Consider the following 21,543-nt stretch of genomic DNA (forward strand, 5'->3'; position numbering starts at 1 on the left):
TCGTCGGGACAATGCGCCCGAACTTGCCTTGGAGGATTCGCGAATGCGCGCCAAAAGACTGTCCCTTGTTCTGCTCTGCGCCTTCATGGTGTTCGCAGCCGCACCGGCAGTCCGGCAGGCGCTGGCAGAAGACGCCGCAAAGCCCGCCGATCCGGGCCTGTCCGATGTGTTGACCGATCTGTTGCATGGCGTAGAAGGCGAGAACGCCACCTCGGGGCCTGACAAGCGCGTGCCGTTCGGCCGCGAGGAGGTGCAGCTTTCGTTCGCGCCCCTGGTCAAGCAGACGGCGCCGGCCGTGGTCAATGTCTATGCCTCGCAGACGGCCAAGGTCACATCGCCTTTTGAAGGCGATCCGTTCTTCGAGGAGTTTTTCGGCCGTGCCCAGCCGCGCGCGCAGTCCTCGCTCGGCTCGGGCGTGCTTGTCGATCCGAGCGGTGTCATCGTTACCAATTTCCATGTCATCAAGGATGCCGACGAGGTCAAGGTGGCGACCGCCGACGGGCGCGAATTCACCAGCAAGGTGATGCTCAAGGACGAGACGCTCGATCTTGCAGTGCTCAAGATCGAATCCGACAAGCCGTTCCCCGTCATCGCCATTGGTGATTCCGACGCGCTTGAGGTCGGCGACCTAGTGCTGGCCATCGGCAACCCCTTCGGCGTCGGCCAGACCACCACCAGCGGCATCGTCTCGGCGCTTGCCCGCAGCCATATCGGCGTCTCGGATTCGGGCTATTTCATCCAGACCGACGCGGCGATCAATCCCGGCAATTCCGGCGGCGCGCTGATCAACATGGGCGGCCAGCTGGTCGGCATCAACACCGCCATCTACAGCCGCAGCGGCGGTTCGATCGGCATCGGCTTTGCCATTCCCGCCAACATGGTTCGGGCTTTCGCCGATGCGGCCAAGGCCGGCCTCGATTTCTTCGAACGCCCCTATATCGGCGCCGAGTTCGAGGCGGTAACGCCGCAGATCGCCGAATCGCTCGGCATGGAAAAGCCAACCGGTGCGTTGGTGTCTTCGGTCGATGCCGCCGGTCCTGCCGGAAAGGCCGGGCTGAAGGCGGGCGATGTCGTGCTGCAGATCAACGGCAAGCCGGTCGAGAGCATCGAGGCGCTGGACTATCGCATGGCGACGCTGTCGATCGGCACCAAGGCGAATTTCGCGATCCTGACCAAGGGCCAGCAGGCAGCCATGGACATCGCTCTGGAGCGCGCGCCGGAAGGTGCGAAAGCCTCGGAAGTGACGTTGCATGGCCGCAGCCCGTTCTCGGGCGCCAAGGTTGCGGAACTGTCGCCGCGCCTTGCCCAGAAGCTTGGCCTGCGCACCGATCTCAAGGGCGTGACGGTGATCGATATCAACCGCGATTCGCCGGCCGCCGATTTCGGCTTCATGCCGGGCGACATCGTGCGCGAGGTCAACGGCACCACCATCGATACCGCCGCGACGCTGGCGCAGGTAGCCCAGCAGGATACGCGCTGGTGGCGCTTTACCGTCGAACGCGGCGGGCAGATACTGCGCCAGGTGTTGCGTTACTGAGTTCGATCTGAAGGGATCGCGCTCCAAACCAAAAGAAGTACATGGCCGATCTGTTCAGTGTCGATGAACCGGAAAAGGCGCCGCCCGGTCGGCCGCTGGCCGACAGGCTGCGGCCGAGAAATCTTGGCGAGGTCGTCGGCCAGGAGCATCTGACCGGCCCCGATGGCGCGCTGACGCGGCTGATCGGCTCGGGCTCACTCGGCTCGATGATTTTCTGGGGGCCGCCGGGCACCGGCAAGACCACGGTGGCAAGGCTGCTCGCCGGCGAGACCAGCCTTGCCTTCGAGCAGATCTCGGCGGTGTTTTCCGGCGTCGCCGACCTGAAGAAAGTGTTCGAGACGGCCAAGCTGCGCCGCGCCAACGGCCGCCAGACCCTGCTTTTCGTCGACGAGATCCATCGCTTCAACCGCGCCCAGCAGGACTCCTTTCTTCCTGTCATGGAGGATGGGACGGTCGTCCTGGTCGGCGCCACGACCGAAAACCCGTCCTTCGAGCTCAACGCGGCGCTGTTGTCGCGCGCGCGCGTCATGGTTTTCCATTCGCTCGGCGAGGAGAGCATCGCCAAACTGATGGTGCGGGCGGAGGAGACGGAGGGCAGGGCGCTGCCGCTCGACGACGAGGCCCGCGCCATGCTGATCCGCATGAGCGACGGCGACGGCCGCGCATCGCTGACCCTCGCCGAGGAAGTCTGGCGCGCCGCCAAGCCCGGCGAGATATTCGATCCCGAGGGGCTGCGGCGCATCGTCCAGCGCCGTGCGCCGATCTACGACAAGGGCCAGGACGGCCACTACAATCTGATCTCGGCGCTGCACAAATCGGTGCGCGGTTCCGATCCCGACGCGGCACTCTACTATCTCGCCCGCATGTTCGACGCCGGCGAGGATCCGCTCTATCTCGGCCGCCGGCTGGTGCGCATGGCGATGGAAGACATCGGCCTAGCCGATCCGCAGGCGCTGGTCGTCGCCAATGCCGCCAAGGACGCCTACGACTATCTGGGCTCTCCGGAAGGCGAGCTCGCCTTTGCCGAGGCCACCGTCTATCTCGCCACCGCGCCCAAATCCAATGCCGTCTACACCGCCTTCAAGGCGGCCACGCAGGCAGCCAAGCAGCATGGCTCGCTGCTGCCGCCGAAGCATATCCTCAACGCGCCGACCAAGCTGATGAAGGAAGAGGATTACGGCGCCGGCTATCGCTACGATCATGATGAGCCTGACGCCTTTTCGGGCCAGGACTATTTTCCGGAGAAGATTGGCCGCCAGACCTTCTACGATCCGCCTGAGCGTGGTTTCGAGCGCGACATCAGGAAGCGGCTCGACTATTGGGCGAAGCTGCGCAAGGAACGGGAATAATAGGATTGCGCGGCCCGGCGGTCGTCACGCTTCGAAGCGAGGCCTCGCCATGGGGCATCTCAACCTCGGTTGCTCTCCACCCCCTGCTGGCTGCGATGTTGGCGCTCATGCCGCTGCCAAAGCGGCCGAAGCGGCTGGACGAGGAACGGGTGTCGGTCGACATTCTGACACCCCAGCAGTTCGAGGCCTCGACAAGGCCGCCGCCGGCGCCAGCACCGCCTTCAGCACCCGAGGCACAAGCGCCCGCACCAACGCCAACGCCAACGCCGAGCGCTCCTCGATCTACACCACCCACCGCGCCGACCATGATTCGGCCGACCGAAATGCTGTCGGCCAAGACGCTCGCCGATCCGCGCAGCCGGCAGGCGCGCGCAGATCTCGCGACCTTCGCTTCCGATGAACGCATGGTGCAATTGTGCAATCTCGAGGCCATGGACCAGATCCGGCGATGGCGCGCGGACTTTGAGCCGGAACGCGTCGTGCCTTATGCAACGGCCGAGGAGAAGATCAGCGGCACCGCGATCACCGCGGACGGCGCGGCTTTCCGCAGTCGCAAAAACTGGTATGGTCTGAAGTTCAAATGCCAGCTCGCGCGGGACGGCGAAAGCGTCATCGGCTTTGAGTTCCTGGTCGGCGATCCCGTGGCCAGGGAGAAATGGGACGAGCTCAGCTTGCCAGCGGTGCATTGACCGACGGCTGGTAAATTCCACCAGGCAACTGCCGGGCCACGATGTCGTGGCGTTGTGCGGCGACCCAAAAAACCTTATCAAGGCGCACGACCGGGCGGTGGTCGTTGCCGAGATTTGGCACACTCATTCGCAACAGGATCGCGCTCCGCGCGTGGAAAAATGACAAAAGCCCTTCGCAAATCCCTTCGCAAATTCGCCATCGCCATCCCGCTTCTCGCCCTTGGCTTCTACTTTATCCCCATTCTGACGACGATCTTCATCGTCTGCGGCCTGATCGACGTGCTGCGCAACGACAGGAAGGATCTGGCGCTGTTCTCAGGCTACTTCCTCGGCAACGGCCTGTTCACCTGGCTCTTGTCGCCGTTCAACCTGCTGGTCGATCTGCTCTGCTACCGGAATCCCGGCGTGTGGAAGCTGGAGCAGTTTCCGGAGGATTATCAGCGCGAGGTCAATGAGGTCCTGGACATCTTCAAGGCGCGCAAGGATGAGATCATCGCCGACATCGACGCCAATTTCGGCGCCGGCCGGCGTGGCATGTATGTCTACCAGTGGTACGGCAAGCACCGGATCGACAACGTCGCCGAGTTCAACAAGGATTTCAAATACATCAAGACCATCGCCGTTTCGGTCTTCAGCAAGCGCGAATCGACTTCCTGGCATTTCGGCCCGCTGCGGCTCAGCCTGCGCATCCTCTACAACCTGATCCCGGTGAAGGCGGAAATCTTCGTCGAATGCGGCAACGTCAAGAACTACTGGTACGACAATCCGCAGTTCATTTTCGACGACACGCTGCTGCACCGTTCGGTCAACGAATATGACGGCCGCCGCTACTGCGTGTTCATGGACATCATCAGGCCGTCCCCGTTCCCGAGACTCATTGCCGGCATGCTCGCGGTTGTCTCGGTCAGCGTCGAGCGCATCAATTCGATGTTCTACAAGAACTGGAAGATGATCGGCTCGACCAAGCCGAAGAAGGTCGAAACCACCTGACCTGAAAACGTCGACGCTGCCGGCTCTGCTGGCAGCGTCAGGGTGAGATGCATTTTATCTCTGCCGACTTTCTCGCGCACGGCTTCTGTATATCACATATGTATAATATATCGAACGGCCGTTTGGAAGAAGCGGTCCCTTCGGCGGTATTACTGTGCGTCGTCGACGCTTGCGATGTCCATGCGTTTAAGTATACATCTTTATCAAGTCATCAATAATTCGTGATATGAATTTGGTAATCCCGATTGGTGGAACGGCACTTCGAGTGCATTAGAAATAGCTTAAATTAGACTGCTACAAACCCGTCTCTTCCTTTGTTGGCGGCTTCAGGTGATCGGGAAAAAAATCTTCGGATTCTGGGGTGCTTACATCTGCACCGTGTTACTTGGCGCCGCTCTGAGCGCCGCGTACATAAATCTCGAAGAGCCCGTCTATTACTGGGACTTCGCGGCCTATTTCAACATGTTCAACCAGCAGGGCGCTCTGCTTGTCGAGAGCCCTTTCGAATGGCTGAGCCAATTGGGCACCTCCATCGCCACGGAAGATTACGGCGTGGCGATCCTGGTGCCCCTGATGCCGTTTCACCTTGTTTTTGGCGGTTCAAGGCTTTCCTTCGTTACCGGAATAGTCGCGGTCTACCTGGTTCCGGCGGTTCTTTTGATAGGCAGAATAAGCTATCAGGAGGCGGTCTCCGAGACGCCCTCCCGTAGTTGGATCGCCGTATGGATCGCGGCCTTCCTGTACACGCCATTCTGGGCGCCGACGCTTCGGGGAATGCCTGACATTGCCGGCTGTCTCGCCTTGACCGCGGCAACCTATTTTCTCTGGAAATCCAAATTCCTGACCCGCGAACCGGTGATGAGCGGAATATCCGTCGGCGCCTGCCTGTGGTTGGCGTTCATGCTGCGCCGCTGGTACGCCTATGCGGACATAGGGATCACCGTGTCAGCGGCATTCCTGGGTTTGCTGCAGATTGCAAGGGAGCGGGATTTGCCGGCCCTCCGCAACGCGGCCCTGGGCGGCGCGTGCGCGATTTTCCTTATTGCCGCGACGGCGTTGAACTTCCAGCTGCCGTTGATTGCCAAGATTCTGCAAACCAGCTACGCTGACCTTTACAGCGGATACAAGACGACCTTTGTCACTCAGCTCGGTGACGTCGGATCCCGGCTCAGCTATCTGAACTGGGCGTTGATTGTGGTGGGCCTCCACATCTCGGTTGTGCGCCGCAACAGATTTGCGGTGTTCTGTGCCATGGCCTCGGTGCTTGCCTTCCTGGCTTTCATCCGGACGCAGGACCCGGAACGTCATCATTCCTTGCCGATGTTTCTTTGGCTCTTTCCCGCCTATGCCCAGGCAATCGTTTCGATCGTCTCCGTGCCGGGACTGAAATCACGATGGCCGACCGTCGCCATGGTCGCTGTTGCCGGATTTGCTTTTTTGGGCACGTTTTTTCCAGCCGGCCGTCAGTTGTTGTCCCCGGTTGGCTTCGTCTTCGCCAGGGAAGCCACGCTTCCCCTTCACCTCGACAATCTCGCCGAATACAGCCGCCTGATCGATGACCTCGTCGACAGGATGGAACCGAAGGACCGCTTTTCGGTATTTGCGTCGGGTCCTGTGATGAGCGACGCCCTGTTGTTCGGCATGAAACGGGATCTTGTTGCCCATGTCGGATGGATTTGCCAGGTGGACAGTCGTGACCGGTTCCGGCCGGACGCATTGAAATCCAGATACGTTGTCGTGACCGACCGGCCGGTTACTCATCTGCAACCGGGCGCGCAGATCTGCGTCACGCTCCCGAACCAGTATATTCTTGAAGGCAAGGGTATCGGTGCCGCGTACGGGCGCATTGCGCAGTACCAATTGTCAGGCGGCGTCGCCGGCTATCTTTACGAACAGGTGCGCCCGGTCAGCAAAGCCGAGGTCGACGCCCTCTACGCTGAATTCAGGAAGAAGTATCCGGACTGGGCAGCGCCTAAATGGTGACGGTGAAGGGATTGACGCCACCGCCTCGACACGGGCAGTAGACCATAATGTTCAATCTGCTTCTCGTGGTCGTCGGCGGCGGCATCGGCGCCGGCATTCGCCATCTCACCAGTATGGGCGCGCTGCGTCTTGTCGGCCCCAATTATCCCTGGGGCACGATGGCCATCAACATCGTAGGCTCCTTTGCCATGGGCCTGTTCATCGCCATCCTGGTGCGGCGTGGCGGGTCGAACGAAGTCAGGCTGTTCGTCGCCACCGGCATTCTTGGCGGTTTCACTACCTTTTCCGCGTTTTCGCTCGATTTCGCGACGCTGTGGGAACGGGGAGCCACGCTGCCGGCATTTGGATATGCGCTGGCCAGTGTCATTGGCGCGATCATCGCCCTGTTTTTAGGTCTTTGGCTCGCAAGAAGCCTGCCTTAATGCTATTGCCGCGCCAAGCGCAGGCCGAGCCCTGCTTTGGAAACGGATAAGCGAAGAAAAAATGGCAGGCGTTGAACAGATCACGGTGGAGGCCGGCGAGGCGGGCATGCGGCTCGATCGCTGGTTCAAGACGCATTTCCCGGGCCTAGGTTTCGGCCATTTGCAGAAGCTGCTGCGCTCCGGCCAGATCCGCGTCGATGGCGGCCGCGTCAAGGCCGACAGCCGTGTCGAGCCCGGCCAGGTGGTGCGTATCCCGCCGCTCGAGGTCGACAAGAAGGGCGAGAGCGCGCTGACTGGCCATTCGATCCGCAACCAGGGCGATGCCGACGTCCTGGCGAAAATGCTGATCCACGAGGACCCAAAGGTTTTCGTCTTCAACAAACCGGCGGGCCTGGCGGTGCAGGGCGGCTCGGGCGTCACCCGCAATGTCGACGACATGCTGGAGGCCTGGCGCAACCAGAAGGGCGAGAAGCCGCGGCTGGTCCACCGGCTCGATCGCGACACGTCGGGCGTGCTGGTCGTCGCCCGCACGAGACTGGCCGCCATGAAGCTGTCGGAGGCGTTCCGCGCCCGCGAAACGAAGAAGACCTACTGGGCCTTGGTCAAGGGCGTGCCGCCGAAGCGCGAGGACAAGATCTCGACCTGGCTGATCAAGGAGCCGACCGAGGATGGCGACCGTGTCCGGGTCGCCGCGCATGGTGAAAAAGGCGCCGACCATGCCGTGTCCTACTACCGTATCATCGAGCAGGCGGCGCAGACCATGACCTGGCTGGAGATGGAACCTTATACGGGCCGCACCCACCAGCTTCGCGTCCATGCCGCCTATATCGGCTGCCCGATCATCGGCGACCCGAAATATTTCGAGGCCGACACCAACTGGGACTTCCCCGGCGGTATTCAGAATCGCCTGCATCTGCATGCGCGCCGCATCATCATTCCGCATCCCGACAAAGGCGTCATCGACGTCACCGCGCCGATGCCGCCGCATATGCGCCAGAGCTGGAATCTGATCGGCTTCGACGACGCCAGCGCGGAGGATTGATCTTGAGCGGCGCCACTGACGCGCTCGATCGGCGCGACACGGTCGACATGGCCGCCGCCGCCATCATGGTCGGTCTGACCTTTTCCTGGGGCTTGAACTACGTCGCCGCCAAAATCTCCTATGCCGGCTACGACCCCGTCTTCCTGTCGATCGCACGCTCGATCATCGGCGGCGTCTGCGTCTTCCTCTGGTGCCGCTGGCGCGGCATCGCTCTGTTCAGGCGCGATGGCACATTGCTCGCCGGCATTGCCGTGGGCGTGCTTTTCGGCATCGAGTTCCTCTGCCTCTATGTCGGCCTGGAGCATACGACCGTTGCCCGCAACACGCTGCTGGTCAACTCGATGCCGTTCTGGATGCTGATTGGCGGTCACTTCCTGCTTGGCGAACAGATCACCATGCGCAAGTTCCTCGGCCTGCTGCTGGCTTTTGCCGGCCTCACCGCCGTCTTTTCCGACAAGCTTGGCGGCGGCGACATGCTGTTCGGCGATCTGCTCAGTCTTGGCTCCGGATTTTTCTGGGCTTTGACCAATATCCTCATCAAGCGCTCGAAACTGGTTGAGGCGAGCGCCGAGAAGCTGCTGCTCTACCAACTCGCCGGTGCGGCGATCGTCGGCATATTGGTGCTGCCTCTCGCCGGCCCGCCGGTGCGCGATCCGTCCTTGTTGCCGACTTTGGCGCTGCTTTTCCAGGCGATCTATATCGTCGCCTTCACCTATGTCCTGTGGTTCTGGCTGCTGCGCCGCTATCCGGCCTCCGGCCTGTCCAGCTTTACCTTCCTGTCGCCGGTTTTTGGTGTCCTGTGCGGCGCGATCATCTTGAACGAGCCGCTGACCATTCGCATTTTCCTGGCACTTGGCTTGATTGCGGCGGGCCTGATCATCGTTAACCGGCCGGCGCGCAAGCTGACACCGGTGTGAGAGAGGCTTTTCATGCGTGACATCCTCAACGACCTCGAAGCGGGCAAGTATCTTTCCGATCCGGATCCGGTGCGCCGCGCCCAGATCCAGATGAAGATGCCGCTGCCCAAGCGCTTCTACAAAACCGCTTCGGTTGCGCCGATAGCGGGAGGTTTCGCCGTGCATCTCGACGGCAAGCCGGTGCGCACGCCGGGCAAGGCGCTGCTGGCGCTGCCGACCGAGGCGGCGGCAGTGCTGGTTGCAGGCGAATTCGCGGAACAGGGCGAGACGATCAATCCGGTGACGATGCCGGTGATGCGCCTGGTCAACACCGCCATCGACGGCGTTGCCAGCGATCCGCAGGCGGTGCTGGAAGACATACTGCGGTTTGCCTCATCGGATCTGCTCTGTTATCGCGCCGACGCCCCCCAGGGGCTGGTCGAGCGGCAGAACGAGCAGTGGGATCCGGTCATCGATTGGGCGAGCACGACATTGGGGGCTCGCTTCAACCTTGCCGAGGGGATCATCCATGTCGAGCAGCCGCGCGAGACGATCGCCGTTCTGGGCAGTCATCTCAATCAGCGCGCCGAGCCGCTGCGGCTGGCCGCCATCCACCTCATGACCTCGCTGACGGGTTCGGCGCTGCTGGCGCTGGCGGTCGATTTCGGCAAGCTCGATGCCGAGACTGCCTGGGCCGCCAGCCATGTCGACGAGGACTGGCAGATCGAGCATTGGGGGCAGGATGCCGAAGCGGTTGCGCGCCGTGCCGCCCGCAAACGCGATATGATGGCTGCCGTCAGCCTTCTCGAAGCACTCAGGGGCTGACTATGCGGCGATTGCCGCACCGCACCTAATACCAAAGTCATAATCCCATCGTCGCTCTGCCGTCGGCGGGCGCTTTCTGTCATTTTTCCCGTGATGGCCCGGCATTTCCGAGTCCGCGTTCGGAGGAGAGCGCTGACACTGGCGCCCGGCATCGAGGACAAGGGTCTCACGGGAGGACAACTCAATGGCAATGGCATCGACCGCCGGCAAAACGAGCCGCGGCATGACTCGGGAAGAGAAGAAGGTCATCTTCGCTTCCTCACTCGGCACCGTTTTCGAATGGTACGATTTCTATCTCTACGGTTCATTGGCGGCCTTCATTGGCTCGACCTTTTTCAGCCCGACCATTCCGGAGGCGACGCGCAACATCTTCGCGCTGCTGGCCTTTGCCGCCGGTTTTCTCGTCCGCCCGTTCGGCGCCCTGGTGTTTGGCCGTATCGGTGACCTCGTCGGCCGCAAGTATACCTTTCTCGTCACCATGACGATCATGGGTCTATCGACCTTCCTGGTCGGCTTGCTGCCCGGTTATGCGACCTTGGGTATCGCGGCTCCGGTGATCCTGATCGGGCTGCGCATGCTGCAGGGTCTAGCCCTCGGCGGCGAATATGGCGGTGCGGCGACCTATGTCGCTGAGCACGCGCCTGATGACCGCCGCGGTTTCTACACGTCGTGGATTCAGACGACGGCGACACTTGGCCTGTTCCTGTCGTTGATCGTCATCCTGATCGTGCAGGGATCGCTGAGCAAGGAAACTTACGCCGCCTGGGGCTGGCGCATTCCCTTCATCGTTTCTTTCGTGCTGCTCGCCGTCTCGATCTGGATTCGACTGTCTCTCTCGGAGTCTCCGACCTTCCAGAAGATGAAGGACGAAGGTAAGGGCTCGAAGGCACCGCTTACGGAAGCCTTCGGTCAGTGGAAGAATGCCAAGATCGCACTGCTGGCGCTGCTTGGCCTCACCGCTGGCCAGGCCGTCGTCTGGTACAATGGCCAATTCTATGCGCTGTTCTTCCTGCAGAACGTGCTGAAAGTCGATGCGCAGTCGGTCAACATCATGATCGCGATCGCGCTGGCACTCGGCTCGATCTTCTTCGTCGTGTTCGGCTGGCTCTCCGACAAGATCGGCCGCAAGCCGATCATCATGGCTGGCCTTGCGCTCGCCATTGTCTGCACCTTCCCGCTGTTCAAGGCATTGACCTGGGCCGCCAATCCGGCACTCGCCAAGGCGCAGCTGAACACAAAGGCAACGGTCACGGCAGCGCCAGGCGACTGCAAGTTCCAGTTCAACCCGGTGGGGAATGCGAAATTCACCACATCGTGTGATGTGGCAACGGCATTCCTAACCAGGAACTCAGTTCCCTATGACGTGATCACTACGGCGGCCCCTGGAACAGCGGCATCGGTCAAAATCGGTAGCGAGACGGTTGAGTCCTACGACGTCGTCGCCGCCGGCGACCAGTCAAAAGCCAAAGAGGCAGCCTTCATGAAGGCCGTCAATATCTCGCTTCGGGACGGCGGCTATCCACTGAAGCGTGCGGCGATCAAGATACCGGACCAGAAGCTCGATGCATTTGTCGCCGCCAATCCGGAACTGAAGCTCGATGCCGCCGCCATTCGCGGTGGCGAAAAAACCGCGGTGCCGACCGATCAGGCGGTCAAGGACAAGCTCCTGACCACCGACGAGGCCGCCGGCGCGCCAGAGGTCACCGTCTACAACATACCGGGCGGCGGTGCCTTCGCCATGTTCGCCGATCCGGCCGCCGTAAACTGGCCGATGACGATCGGCATCCTGTTCATCCTGGTCCTGTTCGTGACCATGGTCTACGGGCCGATCGCGGCGATCCTGGTCGAGATGTTCCCGACCCGCATTCGTTACACCGGCATGTCGCTGCCCTATCATATCGGCAATGGCTGGTTCGGTGGCCTGTTGCCGGCAACAGTCTTCGCGCTCAGCGCCTACAAGGGCGATATCTACTATGGTCTGTGGTATCCGGTGGTGATCGCGGCGATGACGCTGATCATCGGCATGATCTTCGTTAAGGATACGCTTGGCACCGACCTGCACGGCAAGGAGTAGCTGGCCTCGGCCAACAGAAAGCCCGGCGTGATCGCTCACGCCGGGCTTTCCGTGTCTGAGACTCCGAAGAAGCGGATCAGCTCTTTGGCTGATTTTCTTCCTCGATGGCCGCTTCGTGATACCAGCCGTCAAAATCGGCGTACGTGCAGCGCAACGAGGCGATCTCTGCCGCGAATTTCGCCTTTGCGCCTAAATTTGAGGCAGATCTTCGCGCTGCAAGAGGGAACATCAGAATTTTTGCCGACGGACGGGAGGGGACGACTTCCATGGGCGGTCTCCTTTCGTTTTCAGGAGCTTGTCGATTCAGCTTTCGCACAAGATAGGTCCTGCGATTCCTTTAGGCAATATGCCTACGAAAAGATCAGCAATTGCCTAATATTTATGCATAATTCGAGCTTGATTGATTTGGGCCCAATGTTGAGGCGGCTCATGAAATTCGACGCGATACCCCTGCCATTTTGCCGCACCCGCCGAAGTCGGAGTGGCACATGAATTGCATTTTAGGGATCGGCAGCGCCGGCTGCCGACGGCAGACGTGTGTCGAGGCCGTTTGGTGTTCGGTGAACAAGCAACGAGAGGCTAGAATGACGAAATACAAGCTCGAGTACATTTGGCTCGATGGTTACACCCCGGTCCCCAACCTTCGCGGCAAGACGCAGATCAAGGAATTCGCCGAATTCCCGACGCTCGAACAGCTGCCGCTGTGGGGCTTCGACGGTTCCTCGACCATGCAGGCCGAAGGCCGCAGCTCCGATTGCGTGTTGAAGCCTGTGGCGCTTTACCCGGATCCGGCCCGCACCAATGGCATTCTCGTCATGTGCGAGGTCATGATGCCCGATGGCGTCACCCCGCATGAATCGAACAGCCGCGCGACCATCCTCGACGACGAGGACGCCTGGTTCGGCTTCGAGCAGGAATACTTCTTCTACAAGGACGGCCGCCCGCTCGGCTTCCCCGAGAGCGGTTATCCCGCGCCGCAGGGCCCGTACTACACCGGCGTCGGCTACAAGAATGTCGGCGACGTCGCGCGCAAGATCGTCGAAGAGCATCTCGACCAGTGCCTTGCGGCCGGCATCAACCATGAAGGCATCAACGCCGAAGTGGCCAAGGGCCAGTGGGAATTCCAGATTTTCGGCAAGGGCTCCAAGAAGGCCGCCGACCAGATCTGGATGGCGCGCTACCTACTGCTGCGTCTGACCGAGGCTTACGGCATCGACATCGAGTTCCACTGCAAGCCGCTCGGCGACACGGACTGGAACGGCTCCGGCATGCATTGCAACTTCTCGACCAAGTTCATGCGCGAAGTCGGCGGCAAGGCCTATTTCGAGGCCCTGATGGCGCAGTTCGACAAGAACCTGATGGACCACATTGCCGTCTACGGTCCGGACAACGACAAGCGCCTGACCGGCAAGCACGAGACCGCGCCGTGGAACAAGTTCAGCTATGGCGTCGCCGACCGTGGCGCGTCGATCCGCGTGCCACACTCCTTCGTCAAGAACGACTACAAGGGCTATCTGGAAGACCGTCGTCCGAACTCCCAGGGCGACCCCTACCAGATCGCTTCGCAGGTGCTGAAGACGATCTCGCAGGTCGCGACCGACGCGAAGGTTTCGGCCGCCGCCTGATTGTTCGCGGCGCCGAACGCAAGGTCTTCGCCTCGACCAGAACTCGATAACAAAAAGCCCTGGCGGAAACGCCAGGGCTCAGGTTTCTGACAAACCCCTGGCAATTGCCGGGGGTTTTTGATTCAATGGGTCATGTTGAAGCGACCCGCCCCCGAACCGCGCTTGAGATGGTAACGTTGGATCAGTTGGATCCTGCTGACCACCTGTTACGCAAGATCGACCGCGCAGTCGACTTTTCCCTCATCCACGATCTGACGGCACCCGCTCTACTGCGCCGACAATGGCCGGCCGCCACTTGATCCGACTTTGATGTTCAAGGCGCTGTTTGTGGGCTACCTGTTCGGCGTGCGCTCGGAAAGGCAGTTGCTGCGCGAGATCGAGGTCAATGTCGCCTGGCGGAGCGAATACCCCCAAAAAAAGTCAGGTTGAAAAAGACCGGGCAAATTTGCCGGATGGAGAGGCTTTTGGCTGATACTACTTGCCGCCACCGGTGTGGTGCGCTTTCCACTTCGCCGGAAAAGCCCGGAAAACGGCCTGTTTCATCTCATCCGTAGTCCAACGATCCTTTCTATAAGCCTCTGTTCATACATTGAAATCGGCGATTTATGCCTTCGTCCGGCGACGTTGACAGATCACGCTGCGGCATGCGTATTCGTGGCCATGTGGTTACGCCAAAGCGATGCTGTTCGAACGGGGCGGGGTTTCTTGAACGACGGCATTGGCGGGGGCGCCGGACGAGCGGGCATTGCAGCCTGAGGCAGTGCGCCGCTCGCTCCTGGCGTTCGATTGCGCGCTCGAAACTGCCACCCACAAGCCTTCATTTGTGATTTCCGCCGGTGGTCACGGCCCTGGCACGGGACATCAAACGATCCTTTGGAACGAAATAGCAGCGCTTGCGTGGCTGGCGACGTGCGGCCCATCGGTGAGCATTGGTCGATGAGCATTGACGAACAGCAAAAGGCCCTTGAAGGCGGATATCCTTCAAAGGCCTTTTCAACGCTACCGGTACGGGTTCTTACACCGAATAGTACATGTCGTATTCGACCGGATGCGGGGTCATTTCGAAGCGCATCACCTCGGCCATCTTCAGCTCGATGTAGCTGTCGATCTGATCGTCGTCGAAGACGCCGCCGGCCTTCAGGAAGCCGCGGTCCTTGTCGAGGCTCTGGAGGGCTTCACGCAGCGAACCGCAGACGGTCGGGATCTTCTTCAGCTCTTTCGGCGGCAGGTCGTAGAGGTCCTTGTCCATCGGCTGGCCCGGGTGGATCTTGTTCTTGATGCCGTCGAGGCCGGCCATCAGCATGGCGGCGAAGGCGAGGTAGGGGTTCGCGCCCGGATCGGGGAAGCGGACCTCGACGCGCTTGGCCTTCGGCGACGAGCCGAACGGGATGCGGCAGGAGGCCGAACGGTTGCGCGCCGAGTAGGCGAGCAGCACCGGCGCTTCATAGCCGGGCACCAGACGCTTGTAGGAGTTGGTCAGCGGGTTGGTGAACGCGTTGATCGCCTTGGCGTGCTTGATGATGCCGCCGATGTAGAACAGGCAGCTTTCGGACAGGCCGGCATATTCATTGCCGGCGAAGGTCGGCTTGCCGCCCTTCCAGATCGACTGGTGGACGTGCATGCCCGAGCCATTGTCGCCGAAGATGGGCTTCGGCATGAAGGTGGCCGTCTTGCCATAGGCGTTGGCGACTTGATGCACGACATACTTGTAGATCAGCATCTTGTCGGCGTTGCGGACCAGCGTGTCGAACTTGATGCCGAGTTCGTGCTGCGCAGCCGCGACCTCGTGGTGATGCTTTTCGACGCGTACGCCCATTTCTGCGAGCACGGTCAGCATCTCGGAGCGCATGTCCTGCGCGCTGTCGATCGGCGGCACCGGGAAATAGCCGCCCTTGATGCGCGGGCGGTGGCCGAGATTGCCGGTCTCGTAGTCGGTGTCGTCGTTGGACGGCAGTTCGGTGGAGTCGAGCTTGAAGCCGGTGTTGTAGGGATCGGCCTTGTACTTGACGTCATCGAACACGAAGAACTCGGCTTCCGGGCCGACGAAGATCTGGTCGCCGATGCCTTCCGACTTCATGTAGGCTTCGGCCTTCTTGGCCGTGCCGCGCGGGTCGCGGTTGTAGGATTCGCCCGAGACCGGGTCGAGGATGTCGCACAGGATGACCATGGTCGACTGGGCGAAGAACGGGTCCATGTGGACCGTGTCCGGATCGGGCATCAGCACCATGTCGGACTCGTTGATGGCCTTCCAGCCGGCAATCGAGGAGCCGTCGAACATGACGCCATCGGCAAACATGTCTTCCTCGACCTCGACGACATCCATCGTTACGTGCTGCAGTTTGCCCTTCGGGTCGGTGAAGCGCAGGTCGACGAATTTCACGTCGTTGTCCTTGATCTGCTTCATGATGTCTTTGGCTGTCGTCATGTCATGTATCCCTGTTTGATGACGTTTTTTGATGGATGACGTTTCTTGGAAGGCTGGTCGCGTCAGACCGCGTCCATTCCGGTCTCACCGGTGCGGATGCGCACGACTTCCTCGATATTGGAGACGAAGATCTTGCCGTCGCCGATGCGGCCGGTCTGGGCCGCCTTGCGGATGGCCTCGATGGCGCCTTCGACCGCGTCGTCGCCGAGCACGACCTCGATCTTCACCTTGGGCAGGAAATCGACGACATATTCGGCGCCACGATAGAGTTCGGTATGGCCTTTCTGACGCCCGAAGCCTTTGGCCTCGGTCACGGTGATGCCTTGCAGTCCGGCCTCCTGAAGCGCTTCCTTCACTTCGTCCAGCTTGAATGGCTTGATGATCGCTTCGATCTTTTTCATGTAAAAAGTGGCCTCCACTGCCAAAAAAACGGGTTGTGAACCCCCGCTTGCGCCTCCATCAAGCACGAACTGTGCCAGATAGCTGGATCCGAAGCGGTTTCATACGATTTCCAACCTATGCCGCGCCGAGATGCAAATTCGCGTCATTCGCAGTATCGGATGCGGCATGGCCTGCTGAAGCGACACAGTCCCCATGATTGCGTCCGCCTAACAATTAGGCAGGATGCTCATCTGGTGTGCGATTTTGCCTTGATACCCGCCTTGGTGGCATGGCCGCAGTTGGTGATGCGCTCCTCTTTGTTTGCGTCGGCTCGAAAACTGGACAATGCTTGATCGAATGCGGATCGGCAATCCATGAGCGATGAACTTCTTACTTCCGCCGAAATGGGCGAGGCGGACCGGCTGACGATTGCCGCCGGTCCAATCGATGGCTATGGCCTGATGCAGTGTGCGGGCGAAGCGGTCGCGGGCGAAGTTCTCAGGCGTTACCCCTCAGCGATGCACGTCCATGTGTTGTGCGGGCCCGGCAACAATGGTGGCGACGGCTATGTCGTCGCCCGCATCCTGGCCGGCAGCGGCGTCACCACCACGATCTGGGCGTCCGGTGCACCGAGGCCGCAAAGCGACGCAGCACTTGCGGCGGCCGAGTGCCCGATCGCGCCCCGGCCGCTGTCCAGGTTTGAAGCGGAGCCCGGCTCGATCCTGGTCGATGCGCTTTATGGGGCAGGGCTGTCCAAGCCGCTGTCGGGCGATGCCGCCAGGGCGGTGGGTGTCGCCACCGATCGGCGTTTGCCGGTTGTCGCGGTCGATCTGCCCTCGGGCGTTTCCGGCGACAGCGGCAGAGTTTTGAGCGTGGCATTTGCCGCCGCCGTCACGGTAACCTTCGCACGCAAGAAGCCAGGCCATCTGCTCCAGCCGGGCCGGGAGCGATGCGGCGACATCGTGCTCGCCGATATCGGCATCGGCGACGACATCATCGCACGGCTCCAGCCCCGGATATTCGAGAACAGGCCGGCGCATTGGCTGCGCGATTTCCCGGTGCCGGCTGTCGACGCACACAAGTACAAGCGCGGCCATGTCGGCGTCTTTTCCGGCGGGCCGAGCGCCACCGGGGCAGCGCGGCTGTCGGCGCTTGCCGCGGCTCGAAGCGGGGCAGGAGCGGTGACCGTGCTGTCGCCGGGCAATGCCATGCAGGTCAATGCCGGCCATCTGACCTCGATCATGCTGCGCAAAACCGATGATGTCGCCGACATCAGGGAATTTGTCGGCGAACGCCGGCCTTCGGCCTTTGTTCTTGGCCCCGGCTTCGGCGTTGGTGACAAAACGCGGACCTTTGGGCTGGCACTCCTCGCCTCCGGACAGGCTCAAGCTGCTGCCACACAGGTTGATGGCCTCGTGTTCGACGCCGACGCGATCACCGCGTTTCGCGACGCGCCGGACGTCCTGTTCGAAGCGGCGCGCAGGCCGCATGCGCCAGCCCTGGTAATGACGCCGCATGACGGTGAGTTCGCCAGGCTGTTTCCTGACATCGCCTCTGACAATGCCTCGTCCAAACTCCACAAGGCACGCGCGGCGGCCGCACGAGCCAATGCCGTTATCGTCTACAAGGGCGCCGACACGGTGATCGCTGCTCCCGACGGCCGGGCGGCGATCAATTCCAATGGCGCGGCCTGGCTTGCCACTGCCGGGTCTGGCGACGTGCTGTCCGGCATCACCGCCGGTCTGCTGGCGCAAGCCATGCCGGCTTTCGAAGCGGCCTGCGCCGCGGTCTGGATCCATGCCGAGGCCGGCAGCCGGTTCGGTGCGGGGCTGATTGCCGAGGATCTGCCGCTGGCGCTGGTGCCTGTGCTGCGCGAACTGGTTGCGGATCGAGGCGGACGCTGACGGCCGTCGCTTCACAGCGGGATGTTGTCGTGCTTCTTCCAGGGGTTCTGCATGTCCTTGTTGCGCAGCATCCGCAGCGCCCGGGCGATGCGGCGGCGGGTCGAGTGGGGCATGATCACCTCGTCGACATAGCCGCGCTCGGCGGCGACGAAGGGTGACAGGAAGCGATCCTCGTAAGTCTTTGTATGGGCCGCGATCTTTTCCGCATCGCCAATGTCCTTGCGGTAGATGATCTCGACCGCGCCCCTGGCGCCCATCACCGCGATCTGCGCCGTCGGCCAGGCATAGTTCATGTCGCCACGCAGATGTTTCGAGGCCATCACGTCATAGGCGCCGCCATAGGCTTTACGGGTGATGACGGTGATCTTCGGCACGGTCGCTTCGGCATAGGCGAACAGCAGCTTGGCGCCGTGCTTGATCAGCCCGCCATATTCCTGCGCGGTGCCGGGCAGGAAGCCCGGCACATCGACGAAGGTGACGATCGGGATCGAAAAACAGTCGCAGAAGCGCACGAAGCGCGCCGCCTTGCGGCTGGCGTCGGAATCGAGCACGCCGGCCAGCACCATCGGCTGATTGGCGACGAAGCCGACGGTGCGGCCCTCGACGCGCCCGAAGCCGGTGACGATGTTCTTGGCGAAACTCTGCTGGATTTCGAAGAAGTCACCCTCGTCGGCGACCTTCAGGATCAGCTCCTTGATGTCGTAGGGTTTGTTGGCGGTGTCGGGGATCAGCCGGTCGAGCGACAAATCGTGGTCAGTGACTGACTGGTAGCATTCGATCTCGGGAATGTCAGATGTGTTCGAGGCCGGCAACAGGTCGACCAGCCGGCGCATCTGCAGCAGCGCTTCGACGTCATTGTCATAGGCGCCGTCGGCGATGGAGGACTTCGTCGTGTGCACCGAAGCGCCGCCGAGGCTTTCGGCGGTCACCGTCTCGTTGGTGACGGTCTTCACCACATCCGGGCCGGTGACGAACATGTAGGAGGTGTCGCGCACCATGAAGATGAAGTCGGTCATGGCGGGCGAATAGACGTCGCCGCCGGCGCACGGACCCATGATCACCGAAATCTGCGGAATGACGCCGGAGGCCAGCACGTTGCGCTGGAAAATCTCGGCATAGCCGCCGAGCGCCGCCACGCCCTCCTGGATGCGCGCGCCGCCGGCATCGTAGAGGCCGATGATCGGCGCGCGGTTGCGCAGCGCCATCTCCTGCACCTTGATGACCTTTTCGGCATGCGCTTCCGACAGCGAGCCACCGAATACGGTGAAGTCCTTGGCGAAGAGGTAGACCGGACGGCCGTTGACCGTGCCCCAGCCGGTGACGACGCCATCGCCGGCGATCTTGGTCTTCTCCATGCCGAAATCGGTCGAGCGGTGCTCGACATACATGTCGAACTCTTCGAAGGAGCCTTCGTCGAGGAACACCTCGATGCGTTCGCGCGCGGTGAGCTTGCCCTTCTTGTGCTGGGCATCGATGCGCGCTTGTCCGCCACCCATGCGGGCGATGTCGCGCCGGCGCTCGAGTTCCTTCAGCACGTCCTTCATCGCTCGGTCCCCAAAATAGAAGCTGCATTTGTGGTAATGATGCCCGTCGGGGAGTGCAAGCGTCGGCTTTCCCAGCCGGTTTTGCTGCGCTGCAACATGACGCCCCTTGCATTCCGGGGCGAACTCAGCCATATGCGGCCCATAGGCGCTTGGGCCGGGAGATTCCGGCCTTCTCGACAAATGAGACTGGTTGCGTCTGTTTTCCCTCTTTCCGGCAAATCGGTAAGGCGGCGAAAAAGCCCCGTGGCATGATGCCTGCGGGCACGACAGCGCAGCCGAGCGGACGCACGCGTCCGCCCGCCTTGTCGTTTCATATCAGTTTTTCGACGGCAGGTTGCGCCCTGCCGCCATTGATGTTTGCGGCCAAGAAGCCGCGTGAAAGAAGAATATTTTGACCAACGAAAACACATTGCCCAGCAACGAAACCGTGGAACTCTCCGGCTTCGCAGCGCTGGGAATCACGGGTGCGCTGCTCAAGGCCACCCACAATGCCGGCTTCACGGAGCCGAAGCCGATACAGATGCAGGCCATCCCGCCGCAGCTGGAAGGCCGTGACATTTTTGGCATCGCGCAGACCGGCTCCGGCAAGACCGCGGCCTTTGCGCTGCCCATCCTGTCGAAGATCATCGCGCTCGGCACCAAGCGGCGCGCCAAGACGACCCGTGCGCTCATCCTGGCGCCGACCCGCGAGCTCGCCGTGCAGATCGAGGACACGATCAAGATCCTCGCCAAGGGCGCGCATGTCTCGACGGCACTCGTGCTGGGCGGCGTCTCGCGCTTCAGCCAGGTGAAGAAGGTTGCTCCCGGCGTCGACATCCTGATTGCCACGCCCGGCCGCTTGACCGACTTGGTGCGCGAGGGCGACCTCATCCTCTCCGACACCAAATGGCTGGTGCTGGACGAGGGCGACCGCATGCTCGACATGGGCTTCATCAACGACGTCAAGCGCATCGCCAAGGCGACCGCGCCGGACCGCCAGACGGCGCTGTTCTCGGCCACCATGCCGGACGAGATCGCCGAGTTGGCCAAGGGTCTTCTGAAGAACCCGGTTCGTATCGAAGTCTCGCCGCAAAGCACCGCGGCGGCCGAGATCGTCCAGGGCGTCGTCTTCGCCCGCACCAAGCAGAAGCGGCAGGTGCTGTCGACGATGCTTGCCGACGAGGCGATGAAGTCCGTCATCATCTTTTCGCGCACCAAGCATGGCGCCGACCGGGTGACCAAGGACCTCGAGCGCGATGGCTTCAAGGCCGCCGTCATCCATGGCAACAAGTCGCAGAATGCCCGTCAGAAGGCGTTGAACGATTTTCGCGATGGATCGGTCCGCATTCTGGTCGCGACCGATATCGCGGCGCGCGGCATCGACGTCCCCGGTATCAGCCATGTCGTGAATTTCGACCTGCCGGACGAGGCTGAAAGCTATGTCCACCGCATCGGCCGCACCGGCCGCAACGGCATGGACGGCATTGCGATCACGCTTTGCGATCCTTCGGAAAACAGCAAGCTGCGCCAGGTCGAGCGCATCATCCGCACCAAACTGCCGATCGTCGCCGACCATCTCGGCAGCCCCGATCCGCAGCGCAATCCGGCTGAAAAGCACGAACGCTTCGAGCCCGCCAATGATCGCAACGACCGCAATGGCCGTCGTGACGGCCGGCGGCCGGGCGGCGAGAACAAGGGCAACGGCTTTGGCAAGAAGCGCTTCAGCGACAAGCCGGCCTTTGCCGGTGAGCGCAAGCCGGAAGGCGCCAAGCCTTTCAAGGGCAACAACAAGCGCCGTTTCGGCGGCAAGCGTCCGGCAGCGCGGGCTGCCTGACCAGCCTCATGAAGGCCGGCCAAGCCTTGGCGCTTGGCTGGTTG

17 protein-coding genes and 1 pseudogene are annotated in these 21,543 nt (G+C 61.6%); 14 read left to right on the plus strand and 4 right to left on the minus strand.

From position 1 onward, the window contains the following. Positions 1 to 43 precede the first annotated feature (43 nt). The 10 genes from FJV80_RS06565 (at position 44) to FJV80_RS06610 (ending at position 11,807) form a co-directional block, all read left to right on the plus strand. Entirely contained in the window at positions 44 to 1,537 is a 1,494-nt protein-coding gene (locus FJV80_RS06565; protein WP_142875929.1) for a DegQ family serine endoprotease, read from the plus strand. A gap of 41 nt (positions 1,538 to 1,578) precedes the next feature. Next, a complete protein-coding gene (locus tag FJV80_RS06570) occupies positions 1,579 to 2,886 on the plus strand; it encodes a replication-associated recombination protein A (protein ID WP_095793113.1) in 1,308 nt (435 codons plus the stop codon). Next, positions 2,856 to 3,575 carry a DUF930 domain-containing protein gene (locus FJV80_RS34930; protein ID WP_246688911.1) on the plus strand — a complete coding sequence of 240 codons (720 nt, stop codon included), beginning with the start codon at positions 2,856 to 2,858 and terminating at the stop codon, positions 3,573 to 3,575. Before FJV80_RS06570 ends, FJV80_RS34930 begins: the two co-directional genes overlap by 31 nt. 159 nt (positions 3,576 to 3,734) lie before the next feature. After that, positions 3,735 to 4,565, plus strand: a complete 831-nt coding sequence (locus tag FJV80_RS06580) for an aspartyl/asparaginyl beta-hydroxylase domain-containing protein (RefSeq protein WP_095788698.1) — start codon at positions 3,735 to 3,737, stop codon at positions 4,563 to 4,565. 330 nt (positions 4,566 to 4,895) lie between these two features. Continuing rightward, the gene (locus FJV80_RS06585) at positions 4,896 to 6,548 is read left to right on the plus strand and encodes a hypothetical protein (RefSeq protein WP_142875930.1); all 1,653 of its coding nucleotides are present in this window, start codon (positions 4,896 to 4,898) and stop codon (positions 6,546 to 6,548) included. 47 nt (positions 6,549 to 6,595) lie between these two features. Further along, complete coding sequence (crcB, locus tag FJV80_RS06590) at positions 6,596 to 6,970, plus strand: fluoride efflux transporter CrcB (protein WP_095775799.1); 375 nt, start codon at positions 6,596 to 6,598, stop codon at positions 6,968 to 6,970. A gap of 61 nt (positions 6,971 to 7,031) precedes the next feature. Continuing rightward, the gene (locus FJV80_RS06595) at positions 7,032 to 8,012 is read left to right on the plus strand and encodes an RluA family pseudouridine synthase (RefSeq protein WP_019857981.1); all 981 of its coding nucleotides are present in this window, start codon (positions 7,032 to 7,034) and stop codon (positions 8,010 to 8,012) included. A 47-nt stretch (positions 8,013 to 8,059) separates the two neighbouring features. After that, positions 8,060 to 8,929, plus strand: a complete 870-nt coding sequence (locus tag FJV80_RS06600; RefSeq protein ID WP_179295970.1) for a DMT family transporter — start codon at positions 8,060 to 8,062, stop codon at positions 8,927 to 8,929. 12 nt (positions 8,930 to 8,941) lie between these two features. Further along, entirely contained in the window at positions 8,942 to 9,733 is a 792-nt protein-coding gene (locus tag FJV80_RS06605; protein ID WP_142875931.1) for an ATP12 family chaperone protein, read from the plus strand. 184 nt (positions 9,734 to 9,917) lie between these two features. Next, entirely contained in the window at positions 9,918 to 11,807 is a 1,890-nt protein-coding gene (locus FJV80_RS06610) for an MFS transporter (RefSeq protein WP_142875932.1), read from the plus strand. A gap of 76 nt (positions 11,808 to 11,883) precedes the next feature. Here the strand turns inward: FJV80_RS06610 and FJV80_RS06615 are convergent, their stop codons facing one another. Then, complete coding sequence (locus FJV80_RS06615) at positions 11,884 to 12,075, minus strand: DUF2735 domain-containing protein (protein WP_142875933.1); 192 nt, start codon at positions 12,073 to 12,075, stop codon at positions 11,884 to 11,886. 316 nt (positions 12,076 to 12,391) lie between these two features. Between FJV80_RS06615 and FJV80_RS06620 the strand changes: the two genes are divergently transcribed. Then, on the plus strand, positions 12,392 to 13,432 hold the full coding sequence (locus FJV80_RS06620; protein WP_095775794.1) for a glutamine synthetase beta-grasp domain-containing protein: 1,041 nt from the start codon (positions 12,392 to 12,394) through the stop codon (positions 13,430 to 13,432). 132 nt (positions 13,433 to 13,564) lie between these two features. Continuing rightward, a pseudogene (locus tag FJV80_RS06625) lies at positions 13,565 to 13,831 on the plus strand (transposase); the annotation flags it as partial. A gap of 616 nt (positions 13,832 to 14,447) precedes the next feature. On the opposite strand, the gene glnA reads toward FJV80_RS06625, so the two are convergent. Further along, positions 14,448 to 15,857 (minus strand): type I glutamate--ammonia ligase, encoded by a 1,410-nt coding sequence (glnA, locus tag FJV80_RS06630; protein ID WP_010909302.1) that lies wholly within the window; start codon positions 15,855 to 15,857, stop codon positions 14,448 to 14,450. Positions 15,858 to 15,919: 62 nt separating this feature from the next. After that, positions 15,920 to 16,258 carry a P-II family nitrogen regulator gene (locus tag FJV80_RS06635; RefSeq protein ID WP_006205430.1) on the minus strand — a complete coding sequence of 113 codons (339 nt, stop codon included), beginning with the start codon at positions 16,256 to 16,258 and terminating at the stop codon, positions 15,920 to 15,922. A 354-nt stretch (positions 16,259 to 16,612) separates the two neighbouring features. On the opposite strand from FJV80_RS06635, the gene FJV80_RS06640 reads away from it, so the two are divergent. After that, positions 16,613 to 18,142: an NAD(P)H-hydrate dehydratase gene (locus FJV80_RS06640; RefSeq protein WP_142875934.1), complete on the plus strand. Its 1,530-nt coding sequence runs from the start codon at positions 16,613 to 16,615 to the stop codon at positions 18,140 to 18,142. A gap of 11 nt (positions 18,143 to 18,153) precedes the next feature. Here FJV80_RS06640 and FJV80_RS06645 read toward each other — a convergent pair whose 3' ends face one another. Beyond that, a complete protein-coding gene (locus tag FJV80_RS06645; protein WP_095775792.1) occupies positions 18,154 to 19,686 on the minus strand; it encodes an acyl-CoA carboxylase subunit beta in 1,533 nt (510 codons plus the stop codon). 391 nt (positions 19,687 to 20,077) lie between these two features. Here FJV80_RS06645 and FJV80_RS06650 point away from each other — a divergent pair, with 391 nt between their 5' ends. Continuing rightward, a complete protein-coding gene (locus FJV80_RS06650; RefSeq protein WP_095788706.1) occupies positions 20,078 to 21,499 on the plus strand; it encodes a DEAD/DEAH box helicase in 1,422 nt (473 codons plus the stop codon). The last annotated feature ends 44 nt before the right edge of the window (positions 21,500 to 21,543 follow it).

It is taken from the genome of Mesorhizobium sp. WSM4310, assembly GCF_007003935.1.
In the GTDB taxonomy this organism is placed as follows: domain Bacteria; phylum Pseudomonadota; class Alphaproteobacteria; order Rhizobiales; family Rhizobiaceae; genus Mesorhizobium.